At 65.1% G+C, this 12,276-nt stretch carries 17 protein-coding genes; 6 read left to right on the plus strand and 11 right to left on the minus strand.

The window, feature by feature from the left end:
• Both clpX and AC2S9W_RS00165 read left to right on the plus strand, forming a co-directional pair.
• Positions 1-1,269, plus strand: a complete 1,269-nt coding sequence (gene clpX, locus AC2S9W_RS00160; protein WP_067106387.1) for an ATP-dependent Clp protease ATP-binding subunit ClpX — start codon at positions 1-3, stop codon at positions 1,267-1,269.
• 270 nt (positions 1,270-1,539) lie between these two features.
• A complete protein-coding gene (locus AC2S9W_RS00165) occupies positions 1,540-4,746 on the plus strand; it encodes a TonB-dependent receptor (protein WP_076076819.1) in 3,207 nt (1,068 codons plus the stop codon).
• A 91-nt stretch (positions 4,747-4,837) separates the two neighbouring features.
• Here the strand turns inward: AC2S9W_RS00165 and AC2S9W_RS00170 are convergent, their stop codons facing one another.
• The 10 genes from AC2S9W_RS00170 to AC2S9W_RS00215 form a co-directional block, all read right to left on the minus strand.
• Positions 4,838-5,248 (minus strand): SufE family protein, encoded by a 411-nt coding sequence (locus tag AC2S9W_RS00170; RefSeq protein WP_076076822.1) that lies wholly within the window; start codon positions 5,246-5,248, stop codon positions 4,838-4,840.
• An 89-nt stretch (positions 5,249-5,337) separates the two neighbouring features.
• On the minus strand, positions 5,338-5,592 hold the full coding sequence (locus AC2S9W_RS00175; RefSeq protein ID WP_174521638.1) for a hypothetical protein: 255 nt from the start codon (positions 5,590-5,592) through the stop codon (positions 5,338-5,340).
• A gap of 26 nt (positions 5,593-5,618) precedes the next feature.
• Entirely contained in the window at positions 5,619-5,882 is a 264-nt protein-coding gene (locus AC2S9W_RS00180) for a hypothetical protein (protein ID WP_076076824.1), read from the minus strand.
• Positions 5,883-5,927: 45 nt separating this feature from the next.
• Positions 5,928-6,176, minus strand: coding sequence for a hypothetical protein (locus AC2S9W_RS00185; RefSeq protein WP_067185928.1), 249 nt, complete (start codon positions 6,174-6,176; stop codon positions 5,928-5,930).
• Between the two features lie 10 nt (positions 6,177-6,186).
• Positions 6,187-6,507, minus strand: coding sequence for a hypothetical protein (locus tag AC2S9W_RS00190; RefSeq protein ID WP_424537962.1), 321 nt, complete (start codon positions 6,505-6,507; stop codon positions 6,187-6,189).
• A gap of 11 nt (positions 6,508-6,518) precedes the next feature.
• Positions 6,519-6,818, minus strand: coding sequence for a hypothetical protein (locus tag AC2S9W_RS00195; protein WP_212598518.1), 300 nt, complete (start codon positions 6,816-6,818; stop codon positions 6,519-6,521).
• Positions 6,819-6,846: 28 nt separating this feature from the next.
• Entirely contained in the window at positions 6,847-7,227 is a 381-nt protein-coding gene (pspC, locus tag AC2S9W_RS00200) for an envelope stress response membrane protein PspC (RefSeq protein WP_067106375.1), read from the minus strand.
• Position 7,228: 1 nt separating this feature from the next.
• Positions 7,229-7,504, minus strand: coding sequence for an envelope stress response membrane protein PspB (gene pspB, locus AC2S9W_RS00205; RefSeq protein ID WP_067185932.1), 276 nt, complete (start codon positions 7,502-7,504; stop codon positions 7,229-7,231).
• A gap of 12 nt (positions 7,505-7,516) precedes the next feature.
• Positions 7,517-8,179 (minus strand): phage shock protein PspA, encoded by a 663-nt coding sequence (gene pspA / locus AC2S9W_RS00210; protein ID WP_067106372.1) that lies wholly within the window; start codon positions 8,177-8,179, stop codon positions 7,517-7,519.
• Between the two features lie 105 nt (positions 8,180-8,284).
• Positions 8,285-8,455, minus strand: a complete 171-nt coding sequence (locus AC2S9W_RS00215; RefSeq protein WP_156482980.1) for a hypothetical protein — start codon at positions 8,453-8,455, stop codon at positions 8,285-8,287.
• Positions 8,456-8,631: 176 nt separating this feature from the next.
• Here AC2S9W_RS00215 and pspF point away from each other — a divergent pair, with 176 nt between their 5' ends.
• Complete coding sequence (gene pspF / locus AC2S9W_RS00220) at positions 8,632-9,657, plus strand: phage shock protein operon transcriptional activator (protein ID WP_486571461.1); 1,026 nt, start codon at positions 8,632-8,634, stop codon at positions 9,655-9,657.
• Between the two features lie 234 nt (positions 9,658-9,891).
• Here the strand turns inward: pspF and AC2S9W_RS00225 are convergent, their stop codons facing one another.
• Complete coding sequence (locus AC2S9W_RS00225) at positions 9,892-10,410, minus strand: hypothetical protein (RefSeq protein WP_486571462.1); 519 nt, start codon at positions 10,408-10,410, stop codon at positions 9,892-9,894.
• Between the two features lie 229 nt (positions 10,411-10,639).
• Between AC2S9W_RS00225 and rplU the strand changes: the two genes are divergently transcribed.
• The 3 genes from rplU (at position 10,640) to AC2S9W_RS00240 (ending at position 12,270) form a co-directional block, all read left to right on the plus strand.
• On the plus strand, positions 10,640-11,119 hold the full coding sequence (rplU, locus tag AC2S9W_RS00230; protein WP_486571463.1) for a 50S ribosomal protein L21: 480 nt from the start codon (positions 10,640-10,642) through the stop codon (positions 11,117-11,119).
• Positions 11,120-11,161: 42 nt separating this feature from the next.
• Complete coding sequence (rpmA, locus tag AC2S9W_RS00235; RefSeq protein ID WP_067106365.1) at positions 11,162-11,431, plus strand: 50S ribosomal protein L27; 270 nt, start codon at positions 11,162-11,164, stop codon at positions 11,429-11,431.
• A gap of 242 nt (positions 11,432-11,673) precedes the next feature.
• Positions 11,674-12,270, plus strand: a complete 597-nt coding sequence (locus AC2S9W_RS00240) for a GNAT family N-acetyltransferase (protein WP_486571464.1) — start codon at positions 11,674-11,676, stop codon at positions 12,268-12,270.
• The last annotated feature ends 6 nt before the right edge of the window (positions 12,271-12,276 follow it).

Below are 12,276 nucleotides of genomic sequence, written 5' to 3' on the forward strand. Positions count from 1 at the left end.
ATGACCAAATTGAGCGGCTCGGACAGCAAGAGCACTCTCTACTGCTCCTTCTGCGGCAAGTCGCAGCATGAAGTCCGCAAGCTGATCGCCGGCCCCACGGTGTTCATCTGCGACGAATGCGTCGAACTGTGCAACGACATCATCCGCGAGGAGATCAAGGGCGGAGTCGCCGCGCGCAAGGACGGCGCGGTGCCGACGCCGCTGGAGATCTGCCAGCATCTCGACAATTATGTCATCGGCCAGAACACGGCCAAGCGCGTGCTGTCGGTCGCGGTGCACAACCATTACAAGCGCCTCGCGAACAGCGGCCGCGGCGACGATGTCGAACTGGCGAAGTCGAACATCCTGCTCGTCGGCCCGACCGGCAGCGGCAAGACGCTGCTCGCGCAGACGCTCGCGCGCTTCCTCGACGTGCCCTTCACCATGGCCGACGCGACGACGCTGACCGAGGCGGGCTATGTCGGCGAGGATGTCGAGAACATCATCCTCAAGCTGCTCCAGGCGTCGGACTACAACGTCGAAAAGGCGCAGCGCGGCATCGTCTATATCGACGAGATCGACAAGATCAGCCGCAAGGCCGAAAATCCGTCGATCACCCGCGACGTGTCGGGCGAGGGCGTGCAGCAGGCGCTGCTCAAGCTGATGGAAGGCACGACCGCGAGCGTCCCGCCGCAGGGCGGCCGCAAGCATCCGCAGCAGGAATTCCTGCAGGTCGACACGACCAACATCCTGTTCATCGCGGGCGGCGCCTTCGCCGGCCTCGAAAAGATCATCGGCGACCGCCTGCAGGGCAAGTCGATCGGCTTCGGCGCGCATGTCGCCGGCCCCGACGAACGCCGCGCGGGCGAGGTGCTCAAGCAGATCGAGCCGGCCGACCTCCTCAAGTTCGGCCTGATCCCCGAATTCGTCGGCCGCCTGCCGGTCATCGCGACGCTCGAGGACCTCGACGTCGATGCGCTGGTCAAGATTCTCGGCGAGCCCAAGAACGCGCTGGTCAAGCAGTACAAGAAGCTGTTCGACCTGGAGGAGGTCGGCCTGACCTTCACCGACGACGCGCTCGTCGCGATCGCGAAGAAGGCGATCGAGCGCAAGACGGGCGCGCGCGGGCTGCGCTCGATCGTCGAGGCGATCCTGCTCGACACGATGTTCGACCTGCCCGATCTGACCGACGTGGTCGAGATCGTCGTCGACAAGGATGTCGTCGAGGGCCGCAAGCAGCCGGTCCGAGTCTACGCCGACAAGGCGAAGGAAGCCGGCGACGCCGCCTGAGTCGCGGCGGCCAACTGGTTGCACCGCGAAACCATGTTGCATTGCAGCAACAGTTGTCGGAAAAAATGCCGCCGCGCCTGATCGCCGATCGGGCGCGGTGACGGAAAACCGGCCTTTTCCCTGACCATCCCCGACGGTTCACCGCTGTCGGCTTGCACTGTTATATTTGCTGTCACAATCGTGCCACATGCGGGCTTCAGGGGCGCTCGCAGGTTCGGCGCGCCCCATATTGCGCGCCTGCCGCAGCTACCAACTAGGGGACGTCCTGACATGAAACTTCGCTATTCGATCGCCGCAAGCCTGATGGCCATCAGCGCGGCCACCGTAATCGCGGCACCCGCCCAGGCCCAGCAAACGACATCTGCGGTCCGCGGCACCGTGGTGTCGGCTACGGGCCCGGTTGCCGGCGCCGATGTGACGGTGACGCACGTTCCGTCGGGGACGACGCAGCGCACCACCACCGATGGCAGCGGCAATTTCTCCGCCAACGGCCTTCGCGTGGGCGGCCCCTTCACGGTCGAGATTTCGGCCGGCGGCTTCGAACCGGTCCAGGTTACCGACCTGTTTCTCGAGGCCGGACAGCCGTTCCGCCTGCCGATCGAAATGCAGGAAGAGGCGATCGTCGTCACGGCGTCCGCCCTGCGCGGAACTGTCGCGACCTCGAACGGCCCGGTCACGGCGCTCGACCGCACGGCGATCGAAGGTGCGGCATCGCTCAACCGCGATATCCGCGACCTCGCGCGTCGCGACCCGCTCGTCAGCCTCGACCTGACCAACAGCCGCGCGATCGAGGTTGCGGGCAACAATGGTCGTCTCAACCGTTTCTCGGTCGATGGCGTGCAGTTCAGCGACGACTTCGGTCTCAACAACGGCGGTCTGCCGACCGCGCGCGGCCCCGTCCCCTTCGACGCGATCGAGCAGTTCTCGGTCAAGGTTGCCCCTTACGACATCGCCGAGGGCGATTTCCAGGGCGGCGCCGTCAACGTCGTGCTGCGGTCCGGCGGCAATCGGTTCCATGGCGGAGCCTTCTTCTCCTACACCGACGACAACCTCACCGGCAGCCGCAGCCGCGGCAACAACGTCACGCTCGACTTCGACAGCAAGCAATATGGCGGCTATCTGAGCGGGCCAATCATCAAGGACAAGCTGTTCTTCATGCTTGCCTATGAACGGACCAAGGAAAGCGACCCGTTCGACGATGGTTTCGGGCCCGGCTTTGCCAATCAGATTCCCGGTCTGACACAGGCGGTTGTCGACCTGGTCAGCCAGACGGCGCAGTCGCGTTACGGCTATGACACGCTGGGATTGTCGCCCAACGCGGTCGAATCGGACGAAAAGCTGATCGGCAAGCTCGACTGGAACATCAATGACAAGCACCGCGCCTCGCTGACCTATATCCGCAATGTCGGAACTCAGCAGTCGCAGCAGAACACCTTCACCAACCCGCCCTATTCGCTGGGCTTCCAGTCGAACGGCTACGAACTGGGCGAAGAAGTCAACACCGGCATCTTCGAACTGAACTCCAACTGGTCGAGCCGGTTCTCGACCCAGGTGCGCGTTTCCTACCGGGACTACAACCGGTCGCAGACGCCGTTCGGCAGTCGTGATTTCCCGCAGTTCGACGTCTGCACCGACGCCGTTTCGGGCGGATCGTCGTCGACGAGCTGCACCGGCACCAGCCTGGTGTTCGGACCCGATATCAGCCGTCATTCCAATGCGCTGAACACCGAAAATCTGTCGGTCGACTTCACCGCTCGGCTCGATGCGGGCGATCATGCGCTCCGTTTCCTCGCAGGCTATACCGACGTCACGGTATTCAATCTGTTCCTTCAGCGTTCGCTCGGCCATTTCTATTTCGACAGCATCGCCGATTTCCTGGCCGGCAATGTGTCGCGGCTGCGCTACGGCAACGCGGTTCCCAGCCTCGATCCGGACGACGCAGCGGCCCAGTTCGGCACGCAGAACTACACGATCGGCCTGCAGGACGACTGGCAGATCACACCCGATCTGACGCTGTCGGCAGGTGTGCGCTATGATCTGTTCGGCAATGACGCGCGTCCGCCGCTCAATCCGAACTTCCTCGCCCGCTACGGATATCACAATCGCGAGACGTTCAACGGGCGCAGCGTCGTGCAGCCGCGTGTCGGCTTCAACTGGAAACCGTCGGACCGCCTGATCGTTCGCGGCGGCGTCGGCATTTTTGCCGGCGGCACCCCCGACGTTTATCTCTCCAACGTCTTCTCCAATACCGGACAGTTGACCAACTCGATTGACATCCGGCCTTCCAATTGCGCGACATCGGCCACGTGCGACGCCCTGACGGGCATCACCAGCGGCGCGATCACGCAAAGCGTGAAGGACTATCTCGCCACCAACATCGGATCGCTGGCCGCCGCGCAGACCGACAATATCGACCCGAATCTGAAGCTGGCCCGAAAGCTCAAGACCTCGCTGCAGGTCGATTATGAAGCCGACCTCGGCACGCTGGGCGATGGCTGGCTGTTCGGCGCCCAGTTCCTGTACGACAAGAACATCTACGGCTATCAGTGGACCGACCTGCGTTCGGTCCCGACCGGAGCGGTTCTTCCCGACGGGCGCCCGGCCTATGGTCCCTTTGGCGGCAGCGCGACGACGAATCGCGACCTGCAACTCACCAACAGCAAGAAGGGGCGCGGTTATTTCGCCACGGCCCGCTTTGCCAAGAGCTGGGACTTCGGCCTGTCGATCGACGGCAGCTATACCTATTCGAACGTCAAGGATGTCGCGGCGATGACCTCGTCGACCTCGTCGTCGAACTATGGTAACAACATCTTCGTCGACCCGAACTTCGCCGCTTATGGCCGATCGCTCTACGAGTTCCGTCATCAGTGGAAATTCGGCTTTGATTTCAAGCGCGAATTCTTTGGCGACAATGAAACGCGCTTCAGCCTGTTCGGCGAATATCGCTCGGGCCGTCCGTACAGCGTGACAATGCTCGACAACAGCGGCGGCCGCGGCGCGGTCTTTGGCACCGTCGGCAATCTGGGAAGCATGGCGCTGTATGTTCCCAACCTGAACGACACCAGCAAGGTCGACTTCGACACGCCGGCGAGCGAGGCGAATTTCAACGCGCTGGTTTCGGCATTGGGCCTCGAAAAATATCGTGGCCGAATCGTGCCGAAGAACAGCCAGCGTTCGCCCGATTTCTTCAAGGTCGACCTGCACGTTAGCCAGGAAATCCCGGCTCTGGTCGGTAACGCCAAGTTCAAGCTGTTCGCCGATGTCGAAAATGTGCTGAACCTGATCGACAGCGACTGGGGCGCGCTACGCCAGGTGTCCTTCCCCTATGCGGCGTCTCTGGTCGAGGTGAGCTGCATCACGGATGGCGCCAACGCCTGCGCCAAATATCTCTATAGCGAAGTCGAAGCGCCCAACACGACGCTGGTCACGCGCCAGTCGCTTTATGGCGTCCGCGTCGGCGTGAAGGTCAACTTCTGATCCTTCGCCTCGAACGGAACAACAATGCGGCGCGGGAGGAAACTCCCGCGCCGTTTTCGTTGCAGAATGGGAAAACTCGTCGGAAGACCGGTCAATCGGTCGCGATGCGGCGGGCGGTGTCGGCGACCAGCGCGATCATGTTGGGAACGCCCTGGGTGCGGTTCGATGAGAGTTGGCGCGTCAGGTCGAAGGGGGCGAGACGGCCCGCGATGTCCATCGCCGCGACCTCGGCGGCCGGCCGGTCCTGCACCGCGGCGAGGACGAGCGCGACGATGCCCTTGGTGATCGCCGCGTTGCTGTCCGCGAGGAAATGCAGCCGTCCGTCGTCGCGCGGCACCGGATAGACCCAGACGCTCGCGCTGCACCCGCGCACCAGCGTCGCATCGGTCTTGAGTGCATCGGGCATCGGTTCAAGGGTACGGCCGAGGTCGATCAGCAGGCGATAGCGGTCGTCGCTGTCGAGGAAATCATACTCTTCGAAAATGTCGTCAAGGCTGCGCATGGTGCGCCAGTGACAGATTCGGGGTACGGATGGAAGGGGGCCGGCCCCCTCTTTTGCCGCCCCCGCCTGCGCGGGGACGACCTTTCCTTTTACAGGTCGACCCCCGCGGCGATCGCCTCGAGCTTGCGCAGCCGTTCCTTGAGGTCGGCGATCTCGATCCGCGAGCCGGCGTGCGGCACGGCGGGATCGTGCGCCGCCGACCGGCCGGCGGCAAGTTCCTCGCGCTTGAGGTCGATCCAGTCGCGCCAGCCGCGCAGCGCCGCGAGGCTGACGATGCCGAGCGCAGTCAGGGCAACGGCCGCGGTCACGAGGTTGGCGGCGAGATCGGAAGCAATGGTGGCCATGGTTCGGCTCCTTCTCTTCGTCCCGTTCAGGGATGCGAACGGTCGCGCAGCTTCTCGATCTCCTCGTCGAGGCTGGCGGCGCGGTTGGTGTCGGTGGCGATGCGTTCGAGGACCTGGATCCGCTCCTTGAGCTGGCGGATCTCGGCCTGGAGCGCCCTGGTTTCGGCATCGTTGCCGGCAGCGATATATTCGGCTCCGTGGGAATCGCGGCGCACGCCATATTTCGCGCGGAGGATGCTGCCGATGGTCACGATCAGAACGATGCCGATCACCATTTCAAAGGGGTTCATGGGGGAGATTCCTTTCGCCTGTCGGTCCGGTTGTCAGTCCGGTCGTCAATTCAGGGGCGCATCGCGCAGCTTGTCGATTTCCTGGGCGACATCGATGCCCCGGTCGGTGACGATCCGTTCGAGGACGCGCACCCGCGCCTCCAGCCGTTCGGTCTGCGCGGCATATTGCGCCGCCTTTTCGGCCGTCATCTCCGACTGTTTCTCGATCATCTTCTGCTGGTGCTTGGTCCAGATGAACAGACCACCGACAATGAACGGCGCGAGCGGGATCAGCGCATAGACCATATCTTCCATGTCCGCCTCCTCAGTTCGCCGGGCGCCGCAGCGCCTCGATCTCGTGGCTCAGCCGGTGGCCTTCGTCGGTGACGATCCGCTCGACCACTGCGAGCCGATCCTTGAGCGAGCCGAGCTCGGCGCGGAGCTGGGCGTTTTCCTGGCTCAGCAGCTTGATACGCTCCATCGCCTCGTCGCCGGTCTTGGGATAGACCGCCTGTCCCCAGGCGCCGTCGAGCGGATAGCCGTTCTTGATCCGCATCCAGGTGGTGACGACCCAGCCGGCGATACCGGCGACGCAGATGATCGCGAGGATCGGGCCGATGGCGTTGATGATACCGAGTTTGTCCATAATTCCTCTCCTCAGCGCAGCCGGTCGATCTGTTCGGCGAGCTGCGCCGCGCGGCCGTTCGCGTCGGTGGCGATGCGTTCGAGCACCGACACCCGCTCCTCCAGCCGCGTGATCTGGGCCGAAAGCTTGGCATTGTCGTCCGTCAGCAGCGCGATTTTTCGATCAGCGTGGGGGTCGGTTCGATGAACCGTGCCGCCCCATTCATTCTCGATCGGATAGCCGTGCCTCGCACGCACCCAGGTGGTGAACATCCATCCGGCGATCGAAAGGCCGACGATCGCGATGACGAAGGCGGGTCCTCCCCAGCTCATGATCTGTCTCCCTGTTGCCCGGTCCCGCTCAGCGCAGCGCGTCGATCTCGTCGGCGAGGCGGCGGTTGTGGCTGGTATAATATTGTTCGATGTCGGCGAGGCGGCGGTCGATGTCGCGGAAGCGCGAGCGGATGTCGCGCGTCGAGGCGCTGGGGTTCGAGCGCACGCCCTGCCAGAATTTCGCTTCCTCTGCCGAGCCATAGAGCGCAAGCGGTTTGGGCGTTCCCATCCAGGCGACCAGCCAGTAGGCGATCAGCGTCCAGGGGAAGCCGCCCATCAGCGTCAGCAGCACCGCGCCGACCCGGACCCAGAGGACGTCGATTCCGATATAGTCCGCGATCCCCGCACACACGCCGCTCCACTTGGCATGCTGTTTATCGAGATAGAATTTGGTGCGGCTGGCAGACATCTCAGTTCCTCCTGCTCATGTTTTCAAGCTGCGCCAGATCCTCGTCGCTGCGAACCGCGGGGCGGAAGTCGGGATGGTCGGCGCTGATGATCCGTTCGACGGTATGCAGACGATTCTCGAGCCGGCGGGCGGTGTCGTAGAGTTCGTCGAGCAGCTGCTCATCCTCTCCGGTCAGCGTCTTGGCCTGTTTCCACCGCGTGATGTAGTGGAGGATCAGCCAGGGCAGACCGAGGAAGAGGGTGCCGATGACGATCGGAACGATGATGATCTCTTCCATCGGTGCGGCTCCTTACTGCTTGCCCTGCGCCGCCTTGAGCGCGGCCAGTTCGTCGGCGACCTTGTCGGCGGCCTGCAGTTCGGCGATCTCTTCGTCGAGCGACTTCTTGTAGCCGAGACCCAGCGCCTCGGCGCGGCCTTCGGCTTCGTCGACGCGGCGTTCGAGGATCTCGAAGCGCGAGAAGGCGTCCTGGACGCGATCGCCATTGGTCATCTCGCGCAGGCGATAGCGGTTCTCCGCGCTTTCGAGGCGGTTGACGACGCTCGACTGGCGGGCCCGCGCCTCGCCTAGCTTCTTCTGGAGCTTGGCGATATCGGCTTCATAGCCCTTGAGCGCATCGTCGAGCACCGCGATCTCGCCTTTCAGCCGTTCGGCCATGTCGCCGGCCTTCTGCTTTTCGACGAGCGCGGCGGTGGCGAGGTCCTCGCGGTCCTTCGACAGCGCGAGTTCGGCCTTTTCCTTCCAGCTGTCCTGCAGGCTTTCGAGCTTGGCGATATGGCGGCGCATTTCCTTCTGGTCCGCGATGGTGCGGGCCGCAGAGGCGCGAACCTCGACCAGCGTCTCGTTCATCTCGAAGATGATCTGGCGGATCATCTTTTCGGGATCCTCCGCCCGGTCGAGCAGATCGGTGACGTTGGCGGCGATGATGTCGCGGGTCCGTGAGAAAATACCCATTTTACTACACTCCTGTCGAAACACGTCCGAGCCCTTGGCAGGGCCCTTTTGAATGCTGGTGCCGGGGCGGGGCAAGGGGGGAGAGAGCCCCGGCACCAGAGCCGGTCAGGCCATGCGGCCGACCGTCGGGGTCGATGCAGCCGCCGCCAGCATCGCGGTCGGGGTTCCGGCGGCGCTGGCAGCAATCCGAGGCTGGTCGAGCACGCCGACGAGAATGGCCAGCGCACCGACCGCGCTGAACGCGAAGGTAGCGGCCTGGGCAAGGGTCGTCTTCATGGATCGAACTTCCTCATTCTGCTGCTCCGGCACGACATGCGCCGGTTCGCCTTATTCTATGCAGAGGGCGTGCCAATTGCCCGAAAGCACCGGAAAAGCGCGCAACTTTACACTGAAATCGCCTTGCAAGCCGATTCCACTTGCCATTCAACGGGAAATTTTGCCAATAGTTGGGAATGGAGCGCGAAACGCAGTTCATCGGGCAATCGGCGGCCTTTCAGGATGCGGTCGACCGCGCGAGCCAGGCGGCGCTGCTCGACCGCCCGGTGCTGGTGATCGGCGAGCGCGGCACCGGCAAGGAACTGATCGCCGAACGCCTGCACCGCCTGTCGGCGCGCTGGGACAAGCCCTATGTGATCCTGAACTGCGCCGCGATGCCTGAGACGCTGATCGAGGCCGAACTGTTCGGACACGAGGCGGGCGCGTTCACCGGCGCAACACGCAGCCGCGCGGGCCGTTTCGAGGAAGCCGACGGCGGCACATTGTTCCTCGACGAACTGGCGACGATGTCGATGGCGGCGCAGGAGCGGTTGCTGCGCGCGGTCGAATATGGCGAGATCACGCGCGTCGGCGCGTCACGCCCGGTGCGCGTCGACGTCCGCATCGTCGCAGCGACCAACGAGCATCTGCCCGCGCTGGTCGAGGATAACCGCTTTCGCGCCGACCTGCTCGACCGGCTGTCGTTCGAGGTCATCACCCTGCCCCCGCTGCGCGCGCGCGAGGGCGATATCGAGGTGCTCGCGACCTATTTCGGGCAGCGCATGGCGGCGGTTCTCGGCTGGGAGGAATGGCCGGGCTTCGGCCCGCGCGCGCTCGCGGCGATGGAGGGGCACGACTGGCCGGGCAACGTCCGCGAACTGCGCAACGTCATCGAGCGCGCCATCTATCGCTGGGCAGACGCGACCCGTCCGGTCGACGCGCTGAGCTTCGACCCCTTCGCGAGCCCGTGGCAACCCACGGTGCAGCGCAAAGCCGCGGCGCCCGCCTCCGCGCCTTCGGCCGCAGCCAGCGAAGCCGCGCCGGCCGCGCCGCCCTCGGGCCCGGTCAGCGACCTGCGCGCCGCGGTCGACGGCTATGAAAGGCAGATCCTCGCCGAAACGATGGCGCGCTGCCGCTATAACCAGAAAGTCGCGGCCGAGGCGCTGGGACTCAGCTACGATCAGATTCGCCATGCGCTGAAGAAGCATGGGCTGAATCAATAACCTCGCCCCTTCCTTCGTCATGTCTAATATGTTTCGGCATCCATGGTTCCGACGATGGGCCCTGAAACGGCTTGGCCTGTAAGCCCCTCAGCTTGTTCCCCGGCGAAAGCCGGGTCCAGATGGCGTCGTGCTGCCCCGCATGGACCCCGGCTTTCGCCGGGGAACAGCTACGCGTCGGAACGGGAATAATTGCCAAGCAAGTCCGGGGTGACGATTTCCGGCAGGCTCGGCCTCCTATTGCGGCAATTGCCGCTCCAGCGCCTCGACCACCGCATCCTGCGTCGCCGCCATGTCGGCGAGGCGGTCGCGCAGCGCATAGATGTCGGGCAGACCGTCGATATCCTCGGCGACGCTGCGGTCGAGATAGAGCCGGTCGATGTCGGCGAGTGCGGCGGTGAGCGGCGCGCGCGTCGCCTGGAGGCGTGAGATCGCCTGCTGCGCGACGACCCAGCGTTCGCTGGCGACCGCGGCGCCCGAAGCGGCCGAGACGAGCGTCGCGGCGGTGCCGCGTTCGGCGGCGAAGGCCCTCTGCGCGGCGACGGCATCGGCATCCCATCGCGCGAGGCGGCCGGCGAGGTCGGCGGGCAACGGCCCCGGCGGGTCGACGACGACTACGGGTGGCGCGACGTCGAATCGTCCCTCAACCGGCCGCTTGGCCAGCGACGGCGCCCCGTCCCCGCCCGCGGCGGCGCAGGCCGAAAGCGACAGGGCGGCGGCGATCGCCAGTGGACGGGAAAGCGGGATGCGCGTCATCGCCGCCCCTGATATGGGGGCCGGCGCGGGGCGGCAAGCCGAATCGGAATGCGCACCCATCGGGATTCCGCGAACGGCGGCGAAATCGCCGAAAAGCCCGGAAACATGCGGTTGACAGAAAGCCCCGGTCCCGCTAGTGGCGCGGTCTTTCCCGCATGCCGGAAAGTTCGCCTGCTTCGGCGGGCGGTCGGCAGCGCGGGCGATTTAGTTTTTGATTGGATGGAAGACCATGTTCGCAATCGTGCGCACGGGCGGCAAACAATATCGCGTCGCCGCTGGAGACAAGATCGCCGTCGAGAAGATCGAGGGCGCGGCCGGTGACACCGTGTCGCTGGGCGACATCCTGCTGGCCGGCGACGGCGGCGAGGTGAAGGACGCCGAGGGACTGACCGTCTCTGCCGAGATCATCGCCCAGACGCGCGGCGAGAAGGTCATCGTCTTCAAGAAGCGCCGCCGGCACAATTACCGCCGCCGCAACGGCCACCGCCAGTCGCTGACGCTGCTGCGCATCCTGTCGGTCGGCGAAGCCAAGAAGGCCGCCCCGAAGAAGGAAGCGGCGCCGAAGGAAGACGCCGCCCCGGCCGCCGAAGCCAAGGCTGCGCCCGTCGAGAAGAAGGCTGCAGCGCCGAAGAAGGCCGCCGCGCCCAAGGCCGAAGCCACCGAGAAGAAGCCCGCCGCCAAGAAAGCGGCCCCGAAGAAGGACGCCTGAGCGCGCTCGTCCGCGGCTCGGCAGAAGTAAGGAGCATCAGTCATGGCACATAAGAAGGCAGGCGGTTCGTCGCGCAACGGCCGCGACTCGCAATCCAAGCGCCTTGGCGTGAAGAAGTTCGGCGGTCAGGAAGTGATCGGCGGCAACATCATCGTGCGCCAGCGCGGCACCAAGGTCTATCCGGGCGTCAACGTCGGCATCGGCAAGGACCACACGCTGTTCGCGACCGCGGACGGCCGCGTCCGATTCCACGACGGCAAGCTCGGCCGCAAATATGTGTCGGTCGACTGTATGGCGGACGCCGCCGAATAAGGGACGATCCTGCCGCGGTCGTCCACCAAGGGACGACCCGGGACCGCCCTTTTCCGCCCGACGCGGAAAACCAGGTTCGAAAAGAGGGAGACGGGTCGCCCCGGTCTCCCTTTTTTCTCGCCCTTATTCCGTCGCTTGACGGACGGGCGCGAAAATCGGGCCGATCATCTCCCTCGCACATCGACTGTCGCCAAAGCGTCACCATCTGGCGCCAAGGCGACAGCCAAATGGGAGTGATGAGAATGTTTGCGCGTACCGATAGACTGTTGCTGCGGCCCGGCTGGCTGGAAGATGTCCCGGCGCTCGCCCGTGCGATCGGCGACGAGGCGGTGGTGCGGGGCCTCGCCCGCGCGCCCTGGCCCTATGGCGAAGCGGAGGCTTCAGCCTTCCTCGACCAGCCGACCGCCCCCGACCAGCCGCGCCTCCTGATCTTCGCGCGCACCGGCGCCGCGCCGCGCCTTGTCGGCGGCTGCGGCATCGCGCCCGGCCCCGACGATGGGCTCGAACTCGGATACTGGATCGCGCGGCCCTATTGGGGGCTTGGTTTCGCAACCGAGGCGGGGCGCCAGCTCGTCCGCATCGCCCATGCGATGAAGCTGCCCAAGCTGACCGCCGGCCATTTCGTCGACAACCCCGCGTCGGGCGCGGTGCTGCGCAAGCTGGGATTTCGGCCGACCGGTCGGGTCGTGCCGCGTCACAGCCTCGCGCGCGGGGGCGAAGCGCCCTGCGCGCTGTTCGAGCAGGGCGACGGTGACGGCAGCGATGCCGTCACCCCCATGCGCGGCCGCGTCGGTTTCGACGAGGATTTCCGCGGCGAGCTGCGCCTGATGGCGGCCTGATCCGCC

It is taken from the genome of Sphingopyxis sp. 550B (assembly GCF_057401805.1).